The organism is Hufsiella arboris (assembly GCF_009834875.1).
GTDB lineage: Bacteria > Bacteroidota > Bacteroidia > Sphingobacteriales > Sphingobacteriaceae > Hufsiella_A > Hufsiella_A arboris.
Genome location: NZ_WVHT01000013.1, coordinates 47,290 through 69,113, shown reverse-complemented (window position 1 = coordinate 69,113; position 21,824 = coordinate 47,290). Strand labels below are relative to the sequence as shown.

General features: G+C 41.7%; 20 protein-coding genes. 13 read left to right on the top strand and 7 right to left on the bottom strand.

What is annotated here, in order from left to right:
• Positions 1-9: 9 nt before the first annotated feature.
• Positions 10-717: a head GIN domain-containing protein gene (locus GS399_RS19310; protein WP_160846301.1), complete on the bottom strand. Its 708-nt coding sequence runs from the start codon at positions 715-717 to the stop codon at positions 10-12.
• 110 nt (positions 718-827) lie between these two features.
• Between GS399_RS19310 and mdh the strand changes: the two genes are divergently transcribed.
• From mdh to GS399_RS19290, 4 genes are read left to right on the top strand one after another with little or no spacing between them, the layout of a single operon-like run.
• Complete coding sequence (gene mdh, locus GS399_RS19305; protein ID WP_160846300.1) at positions 828-1,766, top strand: malate dehydrogenase; 939 nt, start codon at positions 828-830, stop codon at positions 1,764-1,766.
• Between the two features lies 1 nt (position 1,767).
• Entirely contained in the window at positions 1,768-2,193 is a 426-nt protein-coding gene (locus tag GS399_RS19300; protein ID WP_160846299.1) for an aspartyl protease family protein, read from the top strand.
• A gap of 47 nt (positions 2,194-2,240) precedes the next feature.
• On the top strand, positions 2,241-3,131 hold the full coding sequence (locus GS399_RS19295) for a hypothetical protein (protein WP_160846298.1): 891 nt from the start codon (positions 2,241-2,243) through the stop codon (positions 3,129-3,131).
• A gap of 8 nt (positions 3,132-3,139) precedes the next feature.
• Positions 3,140-4,027 (top strand): hypothetical protein, encoded by an 888-nt coding sequence (locus GS399_RS19290; RefSeq protein WP_160846297.1) that lies wholly within the window; start codon positions 3,140-3,142, stop codon positions 4,025-4,027.
• Between the two features lie 50 nt (positions 4,028-4,077).
• Here the strand turns inward: GS399_RS19290 and gyrB are convergent, their stop codons facing one another.
• Complete coding sequence (gene gyrB, locus GS399_RS19285; RefSeq protein ID WP_160846296.1) at positions 4,078-6,036, bottom strand: DNA topoisomerase (ATP-hydrolyzing) subunit B; 1,959 nt, start codon at positions 6,034-6,036, stop codon at positions 4,078-4,080.
• A 158-nt stretch (positions 6,037-6,194) separates the two neighbouring features.
• Here gyrB and GS399_RS19280 point away from each other — a divergent pair, with 158 nt between their 5' ends.
• The 3 genes from GS399_RS19280 to GS399_RS19270 all read left to right on the top strand — a co-directional run bounded on the left by GS399_RS19280 (position 6,195) and on the right by GS399_RS19270 (position 8,117).
• Positions 6,195-6,794 (top strand): OmpH/Skp family outer membrane protein, encoded by a 600-nt coding sequence (locus GS399_RS19280; protein WP_160846295.1) that lies wholly within the window; start codon positions 6,195-6,197, stop codon positions 6,792-6,794.
• A gap of 73 nt (positions 6,795-6,867) precedes the next feature.
• Positions 6,868-7,344, top strand: coding sequence for a nucleoside deaminase (locus tag GS399_RS19275; RefSeq protein WP_160846294.1), 477 nt, complete (start codon positions 6,868-6,870; stop codon positions 7,342-7,344).
• 35 nt (positions 7,345-7,379) lie between these two features.
• Positions 7,380-8,117 carry a DUF72 domain-containing protein gene (locus GS399_RS19270; protein WP_160846293.1) on the top strand — a complete coding sequence of 246 codons (738 nt, stop codon included), beginning with the start codon at positions 7,380-7,382 and terminating at the stop codon, positions 8,115-8,117.
• 39 nt (positions 8,118-8,156) lie between these two features.
• Here the strand turns inward: GS399_RS19270 and GS399_RS19265 are convergent, their stop codons facing one another.
• Positions 8,157-8,570: an RNA-binding S4 domain-containing protein gene (locus GS399_RS19265; RefSeq protein ID WP_160846292.1), complete on the bottom strand. Its 414-nt coding sequence runs from the start codon at positions 8,568-8,570 to the stop codon at positions 8,157-8,159.
• 95 nt (positions 8,571-8,665) lie between these two features.
• On the opposite strand from GS399_RS19265, the gene GS399_RS19260 reads away from it, so the two are divergent.
• From GS399_RS19260 to miaA, 6 genes are read left to right on the top strand one after another with little or no spacing between them, the layout of a single operon-like run.
• Complete coding sequence (locus GS399_RS19260; protein WP_160846291.1) at positions 8,666-9,484, top strand: 2,3,4,5-tetrahydropyridine-2,6-dicarboxylate N-succinyltransferase; 819 nt, start codon at positions 8,666-8,668, stop codon at positions 9,482-9,484.
• Positions 9,484-10,482, top strand: coding sequence for a glycosyltransferase family 9 protein (locus GS399_RS19255; protein WP_160846290.1), 999 nt, complete (start codon positions 9,484-9,486; stop codon positions 10,480-10,482). The genes GS399_RS19260 and GS399_RS19255 overlap by 1 nt, the downstream gene beginning before the upstream one ends.
• Positions 10,472-11,035 carry an L-threonylcarbamoyladenylate synthase gene (locus GS399_RS19250; protein WP_160846289.1) on the top strand — a complete coding sequence of 188 codons (564 nt, stop codon included), beginning with the start codon at positions 10,472-10,474 and terminating at the stop codon, positions 11,033-11,035. The genes GS399_RS19255 and GS399_RS19250 overlap by 11 nt, the downstream gene beginning before the upstream one ends.
• 32 nt (positions 11,036-11,067) lie before the next feature.
• Positions 11,068-12,489 (top strand): CCA tRNA nucleotidyltransferase, encoded by a 1,422-nt coding sequence (locus GS399_RS19245; protein WP_160846288.1) that lies wholly within the window; start codon positions 11,068-11,070, stop codon positions 12,487-12,489.
• A gap of 54 nt (positions 12,490-12,543) precedes the next feature.
• On the top strand, positions 12,544-13,182 hold the full coding sequence (locus GS399_RS19240) for an IS1096 element passenger TnpR family protein (RefSeq protein ID WP_160846287.1): 639 nt from the start codon (positions 12,544-12,546) through the stop codon (positions 13,180-13,182).
• A gap of 23 nt (positions 13,183-13,205) precedes the next feature.
• The gene (gene miaA, locus GS399_RS19235; protein ID WP_160846286.1) at positions 13,206-14,117 is read left to right on the top strand and encodes a tRNA (adenosine(37)-N6)-dimethylallyltransferase MiaA; all 912 of its coding nucleotides are present in this window, start codon (positions 13,206-13,208) and stop codon (positions 14,115-14,117) included.
• Here the strand turns inward: miaA and GS399_RS19230 are convergent, their stop codons facing one another.
• From GS399_RS19230 to rpoC, 4 genes are all read right to left on the bottom strand, one after another.
• The gene (locus GS399_RS19230) at positions 14,118-15,431 is read right to left on the bottom strand and encodes an SGNH/GDSL hydrolase family protein (protein ID WP_160846285.1); all 1,314 of its coding nucleotides are present in this window, start codon (positions 15,429-15,431) and stop codon (positions 14,118-14,120) included. It abuts the gene before it with no gap.
• Between the two features lie 18 nt (positions 15,432-15,449).
• On the bottom strand, positions 15,450-16,658 hold the full coding sequence (locus GS399_RS19225) for an OmpP1/FadL family transporter (protein ID WP_160846284.1): 1,209 nt from the start codon (positions 16,656-16,658) through the stop codon (positions 15,450-15,452).
• A 106-nt stretch (positions 16,659-16,764) separates the two neighbouring features.
• On the bottom strand, positions 16,765-17,079 hold the full coding sequence (locus GS399_RS19220) for a DUF3467 domain-containing protein (protein WP_160846283.1): 315 nt from the start codon (positions 17,077-17,079) through the stop codon (positions 16,765-16,767).
• A gap of 394 nt (positions 17,080-17,473) precedes the next feature.
• Positions 17,474-21,760 carry a DNA-directed RNA polymerase subunit beta' gene (gene rpoC, locus GS399_RS19215; RefSeq protein ID WP_160846282.1) on the bottom strand — a complete coding sequence of 1,429 codons (4,287 nt, stop codon included), beginning with the start codon at positions 21,758-21,760 and terminating at the stop codon, positions 17,474-17,476.
• Positions 21,761-21,824: the final 64 nt, after the last annotated feature.

Below are 21,824 nucleotides of genomic sequence, written 5' to 3'. Positions count from 1 at the left end.
GATAGGAGATCAGTTTGAGTTAAGAACTTTTCCGGAACCCGAAATATGACTTTCTATAACAGGACTGCCTTTATAGCGTACATCTCCGCTGCCGCTGATTTGCGCATTTAGAGATTGCGTTGCATGGCATTCTAAATCTCCTGAGCCCGAAATTCGTGAGTTGACATGATTTGATAAAAGGCCAAACGCTTTAATTCGCCCGGAGCCGCTTATTTCTGCATCCAGGTTCTCCGCATTGCCATGTATGTCCATACCGCCGCTGCCGCTTATAACAGCATGAAGACTTTTTGCGTCAAGCGATCCTTTAATATCTCCTGACCCGGATATTGTAAACCGCGCGTTCTCCGGTTTAAAATTGCCGTTTACAATAGCGTCTCCGCTGCCTGAAACATTCAGACTTTGCAAATCATCAAGCTGAACCGAAAATTTAAAGTTACCGCCTTTTAAACAACGATCGCTATCGATGATCAATATACCATTTTCAACGCGTGTCCTGATATAAGGAACCTGCGAGTCATTAGCTTCGACAACTACGTTTTGTGCTCCCTGGCTTATTTCAAGCTTACCATCCAGTCGTAGATCGACGCCTGTAAATTGTGCTGTTGCCCGGTTTTCAGCTCTTATTCCACCTGATGAGTTGACACATGGGTGATAGCCATCGTCTTTACATGATGCCAGGCCAACGCTTACAAAAATTAGTGCATAAATGAGTTTCATAATAATCGATTTTAGATAATACATACCAACAAGCCTTTACCCCTATGGAAAAAGAAAAATTTCTTTCGGGACGGTATTTTGTTAACTTCGGGTGTACTTAACCTAAGTTTATGAAGATCACCGTAGTTGGCGCCGGAGCAGTCGGCGCAACCTGTGCCGATAACATTGCCAGGAAAGAGCTGGCCGAAGAATTGATCCTTTTAGATATCCGGGAAGGCTTTGCAGAAGGCAAAGCAATTGACATGATGCAAACATCAGCGCTCCTCGGTTTCGATACTAAAATAAAAGGCGTTACTAACGACTATGCGAGCACTGCTGATTCAAGTGTCGTGATTATCACCTCGGGTTTGCCCCGCAAGCCAGGAATGACCCGCGAAGAGCTTATCGGCACGAATGCCGGGATTGTAAAGGGCGTAACCGAGAATATTTTAAAATATTCACCGAACACGATCTTTATTGTTGTTTCCAATCCCATGGATACTATGAATTACCTGACCTTAAAAACCTCAGGTTTACCTAAAAATCGTATTCTTGGTATGGGCGGTGCTTTAGATTCGGCGCGATTTAAATATTACCTGAGCCAGGAGCTCTCCTGTTCACCTTCAGATTTGAACGCGGTAGTAATCGGCGGACACGGTGATACAACTATGATACCGTTAATACGGCACGCGACATGGAACAGCATTCCGGTAACTAACTTTTTAACTCCGGAACAGCAGGAAAAAGTTGTTTCGTCTACGATGGTCGGAGGAGCTACACTCACTAAACTAATAGGAACATCGGCCTGGTATGCGCCCGGAGCAGGAACGATGGCTATGGTGGAAAGCATTGTTCGTGATGAGAAGAGGCTAATATCCACCGGTGTTTACCTGGAGGGCGAATACAAACAGCAGGATATTTCACTGGTTGTGCCCGTGGTGATCGGAAAAAACGGGTGGGAACAAATTGTTGATTTTAGTCTTACGGACTCTGAACAAGAAACCTTCAACAAAAGCGCAGAAGCCGTTCGAGGAATGAATCAGGTCCTCAGCGATTCAAATTTTATTTAATTTGACCGAAATTCCTTTACAAATTTTAAACCTGCAGGATGATGGCTTCCATCTCCTGCTCGATATTACTGCCTTCGGCCAGACATTTAAAACGGTACTCGACACGGGCGCCAGCCGGACGGTGCTCGACAAGTCAATGGTGAGCATGCTAGTTCAGGAACATTTGCTGCTATCGACCGACAGATTATCTACCGGGCTCGGAACAAACGAGATGGAGAGCTTTAAAGTCACCATCCCGAATTTTCACATTGGAGCTCTCATAATTCCAGATTTTGAAGCAGCCGTTATTGACCTTTCTGCAATAAATTATGCTTACCAAAAGCTTGATCTGGACCCTGTTCTCGGCGTAATAGGCGGCGACTTGCTGATGAAATATGGAGCGGTAATTAACTACACAAATTTATCACTAAAACTTTTCACAGATTGATATTATAACTGATTATTAGTAACTTAACATTACTAATCAGTTAGCCTATGAGAGTATCACTGATACTTATCATGCTGTTGTTCTGCACCGGCTTATTTGCTCAGAATATCAACGGCAAATGGTATGGTAAAATCTTACAGGGACCCGGCGAACTCTGCCAGGTTTGTGATTTCGATGTTAACCTGAAAGCCAATAAAAAGATTTCGGGTATGACTTACAGCTTCGACGACGATTTTGACATCCGGATCGGCTTAAGCGGATATTTCAAAGACGACTCCATTTATCTTAATGAACACAAAGAACTGATCATGGCCGACTTTATTCGCCCTGACGGTTGGAATGTCTGCATCAAAAGCTTCGCTCTGAAATATCATAAAATTGGCAGCAAAGAATACCTGCTGGGACGTGGCACAGGGTATAGTGTCGAAGACGCTGACAGCATTTGTATACCGGCAAAAATTGTTCTGTCGCGAAACCTGCCTGATTTGAATGACTATGTAGATCAGAAAAAGGATTCAATAATTGCATCTTTGGTAACACCTGTTCCTTTGTCCTCACCGCCTACAACCCTTGCCAACTTTGCCGAACCATTTAAAAACACGTCAATAAAAAAGGCTACTGAAATAGTAGTTCATCATACAAATCTGTTAATCCGGCTACGTGATTATTTAAAGATCGACAATGACACGGTGACAGTGTACCAAAATCGGAGAATGCTGAAACAGCGCATCTGGATATCTAAAAGACCTGTTGAGATAGAACTGACGATTGATAAAAAATATCCGGTCAATGAAATACTGCTTTTTGCCGAAAACCTGGGCCAGATACCGCCAAATACGTCGGAGCTTACTTTGCTTGACGGCGATAAATCGTATCGTATTATGATTGAATCTGATCTACAAAAAACTGCAGCTATATACCTTAAATATGAGCCGTAAGCCACATTATGAACTATCGTTACCTATGTCTACCCTGTTTTATATTTTTATTTAGCATTTCAGTTAAGCATGTTTCCGCTCAGGATTTACGTGGGGTATGGAATGGCTACCTTACAAGCGATACAAGCGGAGTTCCGATAATTGACGTCGATTACCTGCTGAACATCAAAGAGCAGACTCAAAACATTGTCAGGGGTCGGGCCTACATTTACCGGAACGCCTATTTCATTGAAGGGTCTCTAGACTTTGTCGCCCTCTTTGAAAATAGCCAATTGAAAATAACAGAACTGCGGATTGTCAATTCGTCTATACCAAAGACGTTTGGCGACCGGTATTTATGTATCAAACGATTAAAACTTAATTATTCCAAAGCTGATACCGCCGATTTTCTGAAAGGCCATTGGCAGGGCAATATCGAATCCGGCGAACGCTGTATCCCGGGCGGTGCTATCTTATCGAGGCCAAGGGGGCACGATGCGCAAAATATACCCCAAGAAGTTTTAGACGATATGCTGCGCGACCCTGAAAAGATCACGCGATTTCTAGGCACACGCTTGTCTAACCCTGTAACGCTGACCGTCAAAAATCGGGTTGTCAAAATCGAATTGAGGGATTACCTAAAAGAAGATCACGATACCGTGACGGTATATTACAATCGACGATCGGTTATTAAACAACTTGAAATAGTCAAGAAGCCTTACTTGCAAAATTTACGGCTCGACCGCACCGCCGAATTGAACGAAGTGATATTATATGCGAATAATCTCGGCCGGATTCCACCCAATACTTCTACCCTAACCATTGATGATGGATTTACACGGCAGGCGGTAAACATCGAATCCAGCCTTGAAGTAAGTGCGGTGATTTACTTACAGTATAAAGACCCGAATCCATAAAAAAACCCGACATTTTTAAGATGCCGGGTTTGGTATCGTTTTAACGTTTATTAGACGTCTATCCGCGCGTATTTAGCATTCTTTTCAATAAATTCTCTACGTGGAGCTACTTCATCGCCCATCAGCATCGAAAAAATGTGATCGCATTCTGCGGCATTTTCAATGGTTACCTGGCGAAGAGTACGTGTCGCAGGATTCATAGTTGTGTCCCAAAGCTGTTCTGCGTTCATCTCTCCCAAACCTTTGTATCGTTGAATATGTACGCTGTCTTCCTTACCCTGACCTTTTAAACGCTGTACAGCGGCATCACGGCTATCATCGTCCCAGGCGTATTCATGATCTTTTCCTTTTTTTACCAGGTACAACGGTGGCGCAGCAATATAAATGTAACCGTTCTCAATCAGTTCCTTCATATAACGGAAGAAGAAAGTTAGTATCAGCGTGGTAATGTGCGAACCGTCAACGTCGGCATCCGTCATGACTACGATTTTATGGTAACGAAGTTTTTCCAGATTTAAGGCCTTGGCATCTTCCTGGGTACCGATGCTTACGCCAAGCGCTGTAAACATGTTCTTTATTTCCTCGTTCTCATAGATCTTATATTCCATAGCCTTCTCTACGTTTAGAATCTTACCACGTAGCGGAAGAATTGCCTGGAAGTGACGATCACGGCCTTGTTTGGCTGTTCCACCCGCCGAGTCCCCCTCGACAAGGTATAACTCACATTTTACCGGATCGCTATCAGCGCAATCGGCTAGTTTACCAGGTAAGCCTGAACCGCCCATAACACTTTTACGCTGAACAACCATGTCCCTGGCTTTACGTGCGGCAATACGCGCGGTAGCAGCCAGGATAACTTTATTAACAATGGATTTCGCCTCTCTTGGGTTTTCTTCTAAGAAGATATTAAGGATCTCGCCAACCGCAATATTTACGGCCCCACTTACTTCGTTATTACCAAGCTTGGTTTTAGTCTGACCCTCAAACTGCGGTTCTGCAACCTTAACCGAAATGACAGCTGTTAAACCTTCGCGGAAGTCATCTCCGGTAATTTCGATCTTCGCGTTTTTCAGCATACCCGAATTCTCGGCGTAATTCTTCAATGTACGTGTCAACCCTGTTCTGAAGCCGGCAACGTGTGTACCACCTTCATGAGTATTGATATTATTAACGTACGAATGGACATTTTCAGAAAATGTATCATTGTACTGAAGTGCTAGCTCGACAGGAACACCATTCTTAACACCTTCCAGGTAAATTGGTTCAGGAATTAAAGGGACGCGTGTTCCGTCTAAAAACTTAACAAACTCCCGTAGTCCGCCTTCAGAATAAAACTCTTCAAATAAATAGCCACTTTCTGTTTTTTCACGCTCGTCTGTTAGCGATAACCGAATTCCTTTATTTAAAAAAGCAAGTTCGCGTAAGCGTGCGGCAAGCGTGTCAAATTTATATTCAGTAGTAAGCTGAAAAATTTCAGGATCCGGAAGGAAAGTTTGGGTGGTACCTGTTTTATCAGATTCCCCGATAACTTTCACCTCAAACAGAGGTTTTCCGCGTTCATATTCCTGGGTGAAAATTTTTCCTTCACGGTATACCACGGTTTTCACGTGTGTTGACAAGGCGTTAACACAGGAAACACCAACACCGTGCAAGCCTCCGGAAACCTTGTAAGTATCTTTGTCGAACTTACCGCCGGCATGCAGTACCGTCATTACGATCTCTAATGCCGATTTCTTTTCCTTAGTATTGATCCCGGTTGGAATTCCCCGGCCATTATCTTCTACCGTTACAGAATTATTTGGATGAATAGTTACATTGATATCGGTACAATAACCCGCCAAAGCTTCGTCAATCGAGTTATCAACTACCTCGTAAACCAAATGGTGAAGACCTTTGAAACCAGTATCACCTATGTACATGGAAGGGCGTTTCCTTACTGCTTCTAACCCTTCTAAAACCTGTATATTATCTGCTGAATAATTTGATTTGTTTTCCTTTTCTTCGCTCATATATATGTTTTACAACAAGATTCAAAAATACGGTTTTTTAATAGCATTTCGCCGTTTTTGTGGATAAAAAAGCGTCTGGTTGAAAACCACTTACCGTTTTTTGCGACACTTTGCACTATGGTACAAAACGCTATATTTGCCTAAATTTTTAAAATATAATGAAAAAAGGATTAGCTAACTTAACGAAACTCGGTGCAGGGATAGCAATTGCAGCGGTGATAGCTTCATGTAATAACAAAGAACAACCAAAAACAACAACAGCTCCGGCAAACACAACTGAGAAAAAGGAAGCGGAAGCAATTGTTTACGTCAACTCGGATTCATTGTTAACTAACTACGAATACTTTAAAGACATTAAAGGCAAAATAGAAGGAAAATCAAAACAGGCTCAAACTGACCTTCAATCAAAAGGAACCGCGTTCCAGCAAGAGGTTGCAGAATATCAAAAAAATGCACAGGGAATGAGTGCAGATCAACGTGCTGCGACAGAACAACGCCTTGCACGCAAGCAACAGGAACTATCAGCTTACAACCAAAATGCGAGCTCGGCACTGGCTAATGAACAAGCTGCTGAAAACGATAAACTTTACGACAAAGTTGCCAGCTACCTGAAAGGTTATGCCAAAGAAAAAGGATATAAAATGGTTTTAACTTATTCAAAAGCCAATCCTACAGTTTTATTTGCAGATGAAAGCCTTGACGTTACCAAAGATGTTCTTGCCGGCTTAAACGCAGAATATAAAAAAGATAAAAAATAACAGCTGTTAAAGCTCATATTCAAAACCCTTCCTATGCGGAAGGGTTTTTTAGTTTACAAAGAGTTGATATAAGATGAGAGAAAAACATCAGGAGTTTATGCGGATGGCAATTCGCCTGTCCGAAGAGAATGTTCAAAAAGGCCTGGGTGGGCCTTTCGGCGCCGTAATAGTGAAGGATGGCGAAGTGGTTGCTCAAAGTGCCAATACCGTTGTGCCTACTAATGACCCGACTGCGCATGCCGAGGTAGCGGTCATTCGGTTAGCCTGCCAAAAACTAAACACCTATAATTTAAGCGGATGTGTGATCTACACAAGCTGTGAACCCTGCCCAATGTGTTTGGGAGCTATTTATTGGGCTCATCTGGACACCATTTATTACGCAAACACTAAAAAGGACGCCGCCAGTATTGCGTTTGATGATCATTTTATCTATGAAGAATTGGAACGCCCGATGGATGAAAGAAAACTTCCTTTTGTACAGCTTTTGCGTGACGAAGCACAGAAAGCTTTCAAGTTATGGGAAGACTCGGACTTGAAAATCGAATATTGATTTAAACACTATAACAGCACGAACGTTATGCCCGTATGAATTGCTTTGTTGGCTGTTCCGGGTTTTATTATCCCGAATGGAAAGGCGTTTTTTATCCGGAGGAATCGAAGAAGAAGGACTGGCTGCATTATTATGCCCGACATTTCCAAACACTCGAAATTAACAATACGTTTTACAGATTTCCAGAACTAAAAACATTTGAGGAATGGTATAAGAAAAGTCCCGATAATTTTCTGTTCTCGGTTAAGGTTCCAAGAATCATTACACAGTATCGTCGTTTTAATGATTGCAGCGAGTTAATTCAATCTTTTTATAATCTGGCAGCAGCCGGATTAATGGAAAAACTTGGCTGCATTCTTTTTCAGCTTCCACCGTCAATGGCATACAGCGAGCAGCTGTTGCACAAAATCATAAACAGCCTTGACCTGACTTTTAAAAACGTCGTCGAATTCAGGCATGTTTCGTGGTATATTCCGAAAGTTTACGAAGAGCTAAAAAAGGCCAACGTTGCTTTTTGTGGTGTAAGCTATCCAACATTATCCAACAAGGTTACCGCTACTGCTAGCTTTTTGTATTACCGGTTCCACGGAGTACCGGAACTCTATAAATCGGCTTATTCTAATGAAGAACTTCAGAATGTCGCTTCGGCGATAATAACTGCAAATCTCAACGAAGCCTGGGTATATTTTAACAATACAATGAATGTGGAAGCGATTCAAAACGCACTAACCTTAGAAAAAATATTAGAAGGACTGTTAAGCGCATCGCTGTAAATTCAATTTCGGACAGCAGTTTTTTTCAACAATTACAAGCTAATCTTCATCAAACCATCCCTCCGAATCGGACTGATCCAGCAGGTCTCCAATATCCCGGCGGTCTTTTTTAGTTGGCCGCCCTGCTCCGCGATCACGTTGCAGGCCTGGTGCATGAAACATAGATTTATAGCTGTGTCTTTCTTCTATTGGCGTCAGATCTTCATAGAAAGATATAGCGGTTTTTGCATCAACCCGTCTTTCCAATAAACCGCTCACTTTGATTACACGTTTTTCACTTCCTTTTTGTACTGTATAAGTTTCACCGATCTTAACAACGTGTGAAGGCTTAACTGTTTGGGCATTCAATTTAATACGACCTGCTTTGCAGGCATCGGTTGCTAAACTCCGGGTTTTAAAAGCCCGGATAGCCCACAGGTATTTATCAATACGGAGTTTCTCGCTTTCAGCCATAATCGTTAAAAGAGCAAATTTACAGTTTCCGGTGATTCATCAATGACGTAAAAATTCTTAAAAATCCGTTACTTTGCCAAAAATTATCATAAACCATGATCGCTGAACTGAAAAAGACCATTGAAGACGCCTGGGAAGACCGCAACCTCATTAATTTTAAAGAATATCGTGACGCTATAGAACTTGTAGTTGATCATTTGAATAAAGGAGAATTGCGTGTCGCTGAACCTGTTGGCAATCGCTGGCACGTGAATGACTGGATTAAAAAGGCAGTAATTTTATATTTCCCGATTCGTGAGATGAAAGTTACGGAGGTAGGCCCTTATGTGTATTATGATAAAATGAAGCTTAAAACGAACTACAAGGAACTAGGGGTAAGAGTTGTTCCGCCGGCCGTAGCCCGTTATGGTTCGTATCTCGCAAAAGGCGTTATTTTAATGCCTTCCTACGTAAATATCGGCGCTTATGTTGACGAAGGCACCATGGTTGATACCTGGGCGACAGTCGGTTCGTGTGCACAAATAGGAAAAAACGTTCATTTAAGCGGAGGAGTTGGTATCGGTGGAGTACTTGAACCGGTTCAGGCATCACCAGTAATCATAGAAGACAACTGCTTTATTGGTTCACGCGCAATCGTGGTTGAAGGTGTACGCGTTGAAAGCGAAGCTGTTTTGGGAGCAAATGTTGTGCTGACTGCGTCAACTAAAATAATTGATGTAAGTGGTGAAAGTCCGGTTGAGCACAAAGGTTTGGTTCCGGCACGATCGGTTGTAATTCCGGGATCTTACAGCAAAGAATTTCCTGCAGGAACATACCAGGTTCCCTGCGCGCTGATTATTGGCAAACGTAAAGAATCAACAGATAAAAAAACTTCTCTGAATGATGCTTTACGCAACTTCAACGTAGCTGTTTAATGCAGAAGTTCCTGGTCATTCAAACGGCTTTCATCGGCGATGTTGTACTAGCAACAGCACTTCTTGAAAAGCTGAACATTGAATTTCCGGGATCACAAATTGATATCGTTGTTCGAAAAGGCAATGAAACGTTATTTACCGGTCATCCATTTTTAACTAAAGTTTGGGTTTGGGATAAAAAACACAACAAAACATCAAACTTACTTAAGCTCGCAAAAGCGATTAGAAAAGAAGGATACAACGACGTAATTAATCTGCAGCGGTATTTTTCAACCGGATTACTAACGGCACTTTCCGGAGCAAAAACAAAAAGAGGATTTAGAAAAAATCCTCTTTCCTTTTTATTTGATATAACCGTAGAGCACAAAATTTCGAATGAAGGCACTGTTCATGAGATCGACCGGAATAATTTATTGCTGGAAACGCTTTCAACTTCACTGTCTCCGCGACCGAAATTGTACCCACGTACAGAAGATTTCACCGAAGTCGCGATTTATAAATATGATTCTTACATCTGCTGCGCACCCGCTTCAGTATGGTTTACAAAACAATATCCTAAGCAATACTGGATAGAATTTATCAAACAGATACCACGGGCAATAAAGGTTTATCTACTTGGCGGGCCAGGCGACAGTCAACTTTGCCAGGAAATCATGGCAAACTCGGGTCAGGCAAACGTAACCGACCTGAGCGGGAAACTATCATTTCTTCAATCGGCAGCTTTAATGCAAACAGCAAAAATGAATTATGTGAATGATTCGGCGCCTCAGCACTTTGCATCAGCCGTTAACGCGCCGGTAACAAGTATTTATTGCTCTACCGTTCCAGCTTTTGGTTTTGAGCCATTATCAGACAACAAACATATCGTTCAAATTGATTATTCATTATACTGCAGGCCATGTGGATTACATGGTTACAAGGCGTGCCCCCAAAAACATTTTAAATGTGCTCATGATATTGATCATAAACAATTAATAAAGATCCTTGATGAATGCTGAAATAAACAACGCCCTGGAAGTTTTGAAAAATGGCGGTTTGATTTTATATCCTACCGATACTATTTGGGGTATAGGCTGTGATGCAACCAATGAAGAGGCTGTCTCGAAGGTATTTAATCTTAAAGGCCGGGATGCTTCAAAAAGCATGATCATTTTGCTGGATAACGATAATAAACTTTCAAGCTATGTGAGGGAGGTTCCCGAGCTGGCTTACGAATTAATTGAGTATGCAGAAAATCCATTAACGATCATTTATTCCGGTGCGAAAAACCTGGCACCAAACGCAATTCATGAAGACGGGAGTATCGGCATACGAATAGTTAAGCACCCGTTTTGCCAGCAGTTAATTCAGCGTTTCCGGAAGCCGATTATCTCTACGTCAGCCAATATAAGCGGCAGCCCATCCCCTGCTAATTTCTCAGAAGTTTCGGATGATATCATCAAAGGAGTAGATTATGTTGTCGATATTGATCAGCATGATTTTTCAAAAAAGAAATCATCAACTATCATGAAGTTAGAACCTGATGGCCGATTTTCCTTTATCAGGCGATAAATTGGTTATTTTTGCACTCAGTATTCACGTTCATGGAAGCACATCTGCAACATCCAGTCTTTAAAAAATTATCGCAGCTCGCACAAAAGAAAGGCGTTGATATTTTTGTGATTGGTGGATTCGTGAGAGATATCTTCCTGAAAAGGCCATCGAAGGATGTTGACATTTTGGTGATCGGCAACGGCATTGACTTTGCCGAAGCTGCTTCACAGGCATTACGAACAAAGGTATCTGTTTTTAAAAATTTTGGCACTGCCATGCTGCGATACCAGGATCTGGAAGTGGAATTTGTAGGTGCTAGAAAAGAGTCATATCGCTCCGACTCACGCAAGCCAATTGTTGAAGATGGCAGCCTTGAAGATGATCAGAAACGGCGTGACTTTACAATCAATGCTATGGCAATTTGTTTGAATGAGTCAAGTTATGGCCAACTGCTTGATCCTTTTAACGGCATGGCTGATTTACAAGACAGGATCATCAAAACGCCGCTGGATCCGCTTATAACTTTTTCTGACGATCCCCTGAGAATGATGAGAGCCGCACGCTTTGCTTCTCAGCTTGGTTTTAAAATTGCTGATGATGCATTTAATGCAATTAAGGCTAACAAGGAAAGGATAACAATCGTCTCAAAAGAACGCATTACTGACGAGTTGAATAAAATTGTTCTTTCGCCGAAACCATCAATAGGGTTTAATTATCTTTTTGACAGCGGCTTACTAGAAATAATTTTTCCGCAAATGACTGCGCTGTATGGTGTAGAAATAATAAACGGAAAAGGTCACAAAGATAACTTTTATCATACCTTACAGGTACTGGATAACGTTTCAGAAGTATCGGATGATTTATGGCTGCGTTGGGCCGCAATTCTGCATGATATCGCTAAGCCAGCGACAAAAAGATTTGAACCTGGTCACGGCTGGACGTTCCATGGCCATGAAGATCGAGGCGCAAGAATGGTTCCTAAAATTTTTGCGCAGCTTAAACTGCCCCTGAATGACAGGATGAAGTTTGTTCAAAAGTTAGTGCAGCTTCATTTGCGGCCCATTGTACTCGTAAAAGATATAATAACCGATTCGGCCGTCAGAAGGCTTCTTTTTGAGGCAGGCGATGACATTGATAGCCTTATGCTGTTATGTCACGCTGACGTTACTACGAAAAACGAGTTCAAAGTAAAAAAGTACCGTCAAAATTTCGAGCTCGTTAAACAAAAACTTAAAGATGTTGAGGAACGTGATCAGTTACGTAACTGGCAGCCGCCCGTTTCCGGTGAAGATATCATGAAAGCTTTTGGCATTCCCGCCGGTAAAGAAGTAGGCATCATAAAAAACCAAATCAGAGAAGCTATTCTCGAAGGTGACATTGAAAACAGCCGCGAACAGGCAATTCAGTTCATGAAAGAAAAGGGTGAAGAGCTCGGACTCAAAACGCAGGTTTCAGTAGATTTTAATTTTTGAAACCATTTTTTCAAAAGAACGTTATTTTTACGCAAATTTAGACACTTTTTACCAATGGCTATATACAGATTCAAAGTTTCATTTGAAGATTACGACGATATAATACGTGAGATTGATATAAAATCAAATCAAACTTTTATGGATTTGCATACTGCCATCCATAAGTCAACTGGCTACAAACAGGATGTGTCGTCGTCCTTTTATGTAAGTAACGATCAATGGATTAAAAATGAGGAAATTGCCTTCATGCCTGCGCAGCGAAAAGCAGACCGGGGAATTGCACTCATGGAGAAATCAAAGTTGAGCAGTTTTGTAGATGATCCTCATCAAAAATTCTATTACACATACAATTTCGACCGCCCATATGATTTCCATGTAGAACTCGTTAAAATCATCATTGACGAAGAAAAAGGCAAAGAATATCCTTACCTTAATAAAAGTGTCGGCGATGCACCCAGACCTCTGGGTTTAAATACAGCTCCGGTTGTAACGCCAGCAATCAGCGATGACGATTTCGATTTCCTTAATGAAACCGAATACGGCATTGAGGACGCTGAAGAGCACTTAGACGATGTAAATGAATTGGATGAGTCAAATGGAGATAGTGAAGAAGAAAGTTCAGATGATAGCGAAAGCGATGAATTTTCTGAAGATGAGCATTTCGGTGACGATTTTGAAAAGGAAGATTATTAATTGGTTTCCAGCATTTCATCTTATTGCAACCTGAACAACATACGTTAATTACGGTGGTTGGACCGACTGCAGTTGGAAAAACAGAACTTGCAATAAGATTGGCTGGGCATTTTAATACTGAAATTGTATCTGCGGATTCCAGGCAGTTTTATCGTGAGATGGAAATAGGTACGGCAAAGCCGAATGATACGGAACTTTCCCAGGCCAGGCATCATTTCATAAACTCACATTCCATCGAGGAAACAGTGACCGCCGGTGACTATGAGACGCAGGCCTTATCTGTGATAGACAAAATCTTCCATCAAAACCCTCTTGCTATCCTGGCAGGCGGATCAGGTTTGTTTATAAATGCCTTATTGAATGGAATAGATGATCTGCCTAAAGTTCCGGAAGATATACGCCAGCAATTAAATTCACTTCATTTAACCGAAGGTATCGAACCTCTTCAAGAGGAACTTAGAACTAAGGATCCTGATTATTACAGACAGGTAGATTTGCAAAATCCGCAGCGTATAATAAGGGCTTTGGAAGTTATAAGGGCGACTAATAAACCTTTCTCTTCGTTCCAAAGCGGTGAAAAAAAGCAACGCAATTTTATAACAATAAAGGTCGGGCTTAATATGCCAAGAGAGATTCTTTATGACCGAATTAACAAACGTGTCGATCTCATGGTACAAAATGGTTTGGTTGAAGAAGCGCGAACCCTTCTTCCATACAAAAATCATTACGCTCTGCAAACGGTTGGCTACAGTGAGCTGTTCGATTACTTTGATGATAAAATAACGCTCGATAAAGCCATTGATCAAATAAAACAAAATACGCGTCGGTACGCAAAGCGGCAGATTACCTGGTTCAGGCGTGATACAGAAATCGCCTGGTTTGAGCCAGGCGATTTTGAGAAGATTATAAGTTATATTTCAGGAAGACTTTCCTGATCAGGGAAATTTAACCATCCGGTACTTCGTCGGATCAACAGTACTCAATGTTGAGCCATATTGGCTGTTAATTGATTTTATAAATTCATTTGCTACTAAGGCATATCCGAATGGCGTAAGATGTACACCATCCAGTGAAAAGAGATTACCGGTAACAAAGTTTGAATTTACGGTTACGCCATCTACAACTTTTCCGGCTTTAAATTGGCCCAAAACTGTAAATGCATCCATCACCGCAAGACCTTTTGATGCAGCAACAGATTTAATAACACTGTTATAGTAACTTACATAGTCCTTAACGTTTGCGGTTTCAGTTTTGTCAAGAACGTATTTACTTTCAATTGGGTTTAACGGATGTAAACCATAAGGTATTCCTGCAGCATTAGGTTTGCCGAACACACCGTCGGAATTGAGCGTCAATGTGAAAAGATCCTGAGCCGTCGCTGCTCTTACACCGCCCGGAGCGTCACTGGCCTGAATAAAGATTGCCTGCACTGCCGGACTAACTTTTTGTGCTCCCGCAAGCAAGGCAGCGTACGTTACCGTGGTGAAATAAGGAATAGAGGTAACGTCAGGAATTGTTGCAACAACACCTTTAGCGCCATTTGCTGTTAAACGAGCTATAGCGAACGTATATAGCTGAGCAAATTGGTTTTTATCCGTCAACTGATCAGCAGGATTAGCGCCACCGGAAGTTGCATAACCTAAAGCGTCATTATTTCCCAGCCAACAGCTAAAGAATGTAAATGGTTTTGCTGTCACAAAATCGATATAAGGAGTATTATTGGTTCCTGCATTACCCGGCAGTAATCGCTCATAATAACCATTAAGGTTTCCGTAAGGCGCATAATTAATCTGCTGCAATTTAATTCCTGGTACACCGTAATTATTTATGTCGCCTGAGTATTTTGTGTAAAGAGTTACATTTCCGAAACCGGGAATAGCAACCTGTCCGCGAACTGCCAGGTTATCTTTAACTGGCGTTATCTGAGGAGTACCATCAGTGTTAAATCCGCTGATATGAAGATAGCCAGATCCATTAGCCTGATCTTCATTAAAGAAAGGTGTTTTAAAATCGCCGCCGCCTGCAGCTTTCATTTGCCCGGCAAGCATTTCAGGATAGGAAGCTTTCTGTCCTTCCAAGTAAAGTCCTCCGTCAGCGTACCCTGCTGTCAATGAGTTGCCTACGGAAATATAACGACTAAAGTCAGCCTGGCCTTTACTAACGGAAGGCGCGTCAATTGATGGTTTGCAAGCCGCAATAAATAATAGTGCGGAAGCAACGATATAATTAATTTTATTATTGAATTTCATTTTATTTCGTATTAAATCCTACCACTTGTACGATAAAGAAATACCCGGAACGTATACATCGGAAGCAAACTTACCTGACAACCCTGTTTCGATATTTGTTTGAGTGCGATCTTTCAAGCCCTCAAAAAGGAACGAAGCGTCAACACTGAATTTAGGTGTAACATTGTATCCTAAACCAGCACTTAACATCAACCTATCCGCATCAGGCACCTCTGGCGTTACATAGCCATCCACCACCGGCGACCAGGCATAGCCAATTCCAGCTCTTAAGGTTAATGACGAGGTTGTCTGATTTTGTATACCTAAACGAAGTGCCGCAGCATCTTTGTAATTACGTGGCGAATTAGTATTTGGTATACGTGTCCCTGTCGGCGAGTAAGCAAATGCTAAGTTTCTATATACGTGCCATTGAACCCAGTTTGCATCAAAAGCAATTGTCGTTTTTTTAGAGGGATAGATACCGAAACCTAATGTCGTTGTCGCTGGTAAGGCTAACTGTGAACTAAAACTAGTTGGATACGGGCCTAACGAGGCTGGTAATTCAAATACCGCGTCGCCATCTTTAACTTTGACATCAACTTTCGAACGGTGTGAAATACCAATAGTTACGCCGGTGATGGCTTTCAGGTAAATTCCCGCGTTCCATCCCCATCCGTTTCCATGACCATCAAGTGTTGCTTTTCCACTCTCCCCGGCTGAATTCGACAAAGGCACACCACGCTGAAGATTAACATCTCCATACGTGTACACTAAACCACCGCCTAAACCCAGATAATCTGTGAGTTTAACACTTACAGTTGGTTGAACATATATGGCTTTTAGATTCAACGACGTAACAGAATATTTGCCTGACCAGTTGTCATCCCATTTCATTAATCCACCGAAAGGGGTATAAGCAGCGATACCAAACTTTATCTTGTCAGATCCGAAAACAGCATACCCCTGAAAAGGCGGCGCCACTTCGCTCTTATTATACTCTACCGTCGATGACCCTGTCTGTAAAAACGCAGATTTCAGGAAAACCAGGTTAGCGCCAACCTGAACACCGTTTTTTTCTAACATACTTACAGCACCAGGGTTAAAAAACAATGACGCTTCATCGATAGCGAGACCTGTTCCTGCACCTCCCATTGCGGTTTGTTTCTGCCCCTGCAGATTGACTTGAAATCCCTGTCCAAATACCAATACCGGCAATGACATGAGAATGCCTAATAAAATTTTACGCATAATTAAAAAGATTGGTTAGTAATGGCAAACGCCATATAATACTATGCTAACATAGTATTTATTTTATAAAATGAGAAAATAATTGGTTAATTTTTCACAAGTAAATTTACGCTTGTGCCGTCGGCCCGCCGAAGTTCATAGGAAAGCCGGGAGGCTCTTCCTGAGTTTTGATACGTCCATTTATTGCTTCAAATTTTGAAATATTATCTTCAAGTGCATGCACCAGCCGCTTAGCATGCTCCGGCGTTAAAATAATCCTGGATTTAACCCTTGCTTTGGGTATACCGGGCATTACTCTTATAAAGTCAAGCACAAATTCTGTGTTTGAATGTGTTATAATCGCAAGGTTGGAATAGATTCCCTCTGCAGTTTCCTCGTTCAGTTCAATATTTAACTGGTTGTCCTTATTTTGATCTTCCATTGTGTAAAAATAAAAAGTCCTCTTGATTAGAGAGGACTTAAATCTGAATTTATTAATATATTATTTCAACATAAAATTGAAAGTTGCCAACACCGAACCAGCAATCGCTAAATTGAATTAAACCAACAATATATAGATTTCATAAGATCTGCCTTCACGGTGACAAAACCTTTTTTTGTTGTTAGAATATCCCGCCAGTTATAAAACTCTGTCTTGGCTTCCGATTTAAAAGCGGTTACTAGTACTTCAGCTTCTCTCTCGCCTGATTTTGTTTTAAGTGTTTTGAAATAGTTGTATTTCTAATACATTCATAGAGAAGAAGATACAAGTATAAAGCTAAACAAAAAAGTCCCTGCCTTATGAGCAGGGACTTTCAAATAGTAGACCTTAAAGATTATGCTTCTACTTCTTCTTGTTTAGATGCAAGTAGTTTATCATATTCTTCTTGCGAGCCAACAATGATACGCTCGTAATTACGCAAACCTGTACCCGATGGAATTAAGTGACCAACGATTACATTTTCCTTCAATCCTAACAAGTTATCACGCTTACCGCTAATTGCAGCCTCATTCAAAACTTTAGTAGTTTCCTGGAAGGAAGCTGCCGAGATGAATGATTTTGTTCCTAACGACGCACGTGTAATACCTTGTAAAATAGGGCTTGAAGTTGCTGCAACAGCGTCACGAGCTTCTGCAAGTTTCATATCCTTACGTTTTAGCACAGAATTTTCGTCCCTTAATTTACGAACAGAAACGATTTGTCCTGCTTTCAACGTTGTTGAATCACCGGGATCAGTTACAACTTTCTTGTCAAAAATATCGTCGTTTTCAAGCATGAAATCCCAACGGTCAACAGAATCTTTCTCAAGGAAACGTGTATCTCCCGGATCTTCGATCATAACTTTCTGCATCATTTGGTGAACAATCACTTCGAAGTGTTTGTCATTGATCTTCACACCCTGCAAACGATAAACTTCCTGGATACCGTTAACAAGATATTCCTGTACTGCCGCTGGACCTTTAATCGCCAATATATCGGCAGGCGATATAGATCCATCAGACAATGGCATACCAGCTTTTATAAAGTCGTTATCCTGTACAAGGATGTGTTTAGACAACGGTACAAGATATTTTTTAACCTGACCATCTTTTGACTCGATAGAAATTTCACGGTTACCGCGTTTGATACCACCAAGAGTCACGACGCCGTCGATCTCAGTAACAACTGCTGGATTCGATGGGTTACGAGCCTCAAACAACTCAGTCACACGAGGCAGACCACCGGTGATGTCACGGGTTTTACCTGTCGAACGAGGAATTTTTGCGATAACAGCTCCGGATTTAACCGCTTCACCTTCATCAACCGCAATGTGAGCTCCTACCGGGATGTTATAGCCCTTAATAAAGTCGCCCTTTTTATCTACGATGCGGATAACAGGGTTTTTTGTTTTATCACGGGTATCGATAATAACTTTTTCACGGTGACCGGTTTGTTCATCCGATTCTTCACGGAAGGTAACTCCTTCAATGATCGCTTCGAAATCTGCTTTACCACCGAATTCAGAAATGATAACCGCATTGTATGGATCCCAGCTACAAATCTTATCTCCTTTGACAATCTGAGCACCTTCCTTAACATACAGGTATGCACCATAAGGAATGTTATTGGTCATAATCACGCGGTTAGTTCCTGGCTCAATGATCCTGAACTCACCTGAACGACCTAAAACAACCTCAACCGGACCTTCTTCAGTTTCAAAAGGAACCGTACGGATATTTTCAAACTCAATAACACCGTCGAATTTCGCTGTAATTTGTGATTCAGCAGCGATGTTCGATGCAGTACCACCCACGTGGAATGTACGAAGTGTTAACTGTGTACCAGGCTCACCAATTGACTGTGCGGCAATTACACCGACGGCTTCTCCGGCCTGAACGCGTTTACCTGTTGCAAGGTTACGTCCGTAGCACAATGCACAAACTCCACGTTTGCTCTCACATGTTAATACCGAACGAATTTCAATACCTTCTAACGGAGAGTTTTCAATATTGCGGGCAACATCCTCTTCGATATCCTGACCAGCGGCAACCAGTAACTCACCAGTTAACGGATCGAATACATCATGAAGTGATGTTCTGCCTAAGATACGCTCATATAAAGGCTCAACGATGTCTTCGTTGTCTTTAAGAGCAGTTGTATAAATTCCGCGTAATGTACCGCAATCGGTTTCTCCAACGATCATATCCTGGGCCACGTCATGTAAACGACGGGTCAGGTAACCAGCATCCGCTGTTTTCAACGCCGTATCCGCCAAACCTTTACGAGCACCGTGGGTAGAAATAAAGTATTCGAGTACTGATAACCCTTCCTTAAAGTTAGAAAGAATCGGGTTTTCGATAATTTCACCACCTGAGCCAGATTTCTGAGGCTTAGCCATCAAACCACGCATTCCGCAAAGCTGACGAATCTGCTCTTTAGAACCACGGGCTCCGGAATCAAGCATCATATACACCGAGTTGAAGCCTTGATTGTCTGTAGACAATATCTCCATTACATTCGCAGTTAAGCGATTGTTGATACGTGTCCAGATATCGATAATCTGATTATAACGCTCGTTGTTGGTAATGAAGCCCATGTTATAGTTACCCATAACTTCTTCAACTTCCTTAGACGCCTGCTCGATTAGTTTTACTTTCGCTTCAGGGATATTTAGATCCAGCAAGTTAAACGAAAGTCCGCCGCGGAATGCCATTTGGAATCCTAATTCCTTAATATCATCAAGGAACTGCGCAGCACGGGCCATACCGGTAATCTTCACAACTTCACCGATAATATCACGAAGCGACTTTTTAGTCAGAAGCTCGTTGATATATCCAACTTCTTCAGGAACATGCTGATTGAATAACACACGCCCTACCGTTGTATCTATGATTTTATTAACGATCGCCCCGTCTTTCTCTTTCACGTTGGTTTTCACCTTAATGAAGGCGTGAAGATCTACGCGTTTCTCATTGTAACCAATGATTACTTCTTCCGGCGAATAGAAAATTTGTCCTTCACCCTTTACAACACGTCCTTCATCAGTTTTACGGCCTTTAGTGATATAATAAAGACCTAAAACCATGTCCTGAGATGGAACCGTGATCGGCGTTCCGTTCGCAGGGTTCAAAATGTTGTGAGATGCAAGCATCAACATTTGCGCTTCCAGAATCGCAGCGTTACCTAAAGGTAAGTGAACCGCCATCTGGTCACCGTCAAAGTCGGCGTTGAACGCGGTACAAACCAATGGGTGAAGCTGGATCGCTTTACCCTCAACCAATTTTGGCTGAAAAGCTTGTATACCTAAACGGTGAAGCGTTGGCGCCCGGTTTAACAACACAGGGTGTCCTTTTAATACGTTTTCCAGAATATCCCAAACTAATGGGTCTTTTCGGTCTACAATTTTTTTCGCAGACTTAACTGTTTTCACAACACCTCTTTCAATCATTTTACGAATGATGAACGGTTTAAAAAGTTCAGCAGCCATATCTTTCGGCAAACCGCACTCATGTAATTTCAGGTTCGGTCCAACAACAATTACTGAACGTGCCGAATAATCTACACGTTTACCCAATAAGTTTTGACGGAAACGACCTTGCTTACCTTTCAGGATATCTGAAAGAGATTTAAGCGCACGGTTACCTTCAGTTTTAACGGCGTTAACTTTACGTGAATTATCAAAAAGCGAATCAACAGCTTCCTGAAGCATACGTTTTTCATTACGTAAGATTACTTCCGGCGCTTTGATCTCGATTAAACGTTTTAAACGGTTGTTACGGATAATTACGCGACGATATAAATCATTCAAATCGGAAGTTGCGAAACGGCCACCTTCCAATGGAACTAAAGGACGTAATTCTGGCGGAATAACCGGAACGATCTTAACGATCATCCACTCTGGATTATTCTCGATACGATCACGTGAACCACGGAAAGCTTCAACAACCTGAAGGCGTTTTAACGCTTCGTTTTTACGTTGCTGAGAAGTTTCATTTGCAGCCTGGTGACGTAAATCATAAGATTGCTGATCCAGGTCAATACGCTTCAATAACTCTTCTAAAGCCTCAGCACCCATTTTTGCAACGAATTTCTGAGGATCTTTATCGTCTAAATATTGATTTTCTTTTGGAAGGGTATCCAAAATGTCAAGGTATTCTTCTTCTGTCAGGAAGTCCATTTTTGAAATTCCGTCAGCTTCTTTAATACCCGGCTGAATAACTACATAACGCTCATAGTAAATGATTAAATCAAGTTTTTTGGTAGGAAGGCCTAGCAAATAACCTATTTTATTTGGCAATGAACGGAAATACCAGATATGCGCAACAGGAACCACCAAACTGATGTGTCCCATACGCTCACGGCGTACTTTCTTTTCAGTAACCTCAACACCACAACGATCACAAACAATACCTTTATAACGGATACGTTTGTATTTACCGCAATGGCATTCGTAATCTTTTACCGGACCAAAAATACGTTCGCAGAATAAACCATCACGCTCCGGTTTGTAGGTACGGTAATTAATGGTTTCTGGCTTTAAAACTTCACCGCTTGAACGCTCAAGAATTGACTCAGGAGACGCTAAACTGATCGTAATCGACGTGAAGTTACTTTTGATTTTATTATCTTTCTTGTAAGACATAGCTTTTTTAAGATTAAAGCTGAAAGCTGAAAGACTAAGGCTTTTTGCTTTAGTCTTTTAGCTT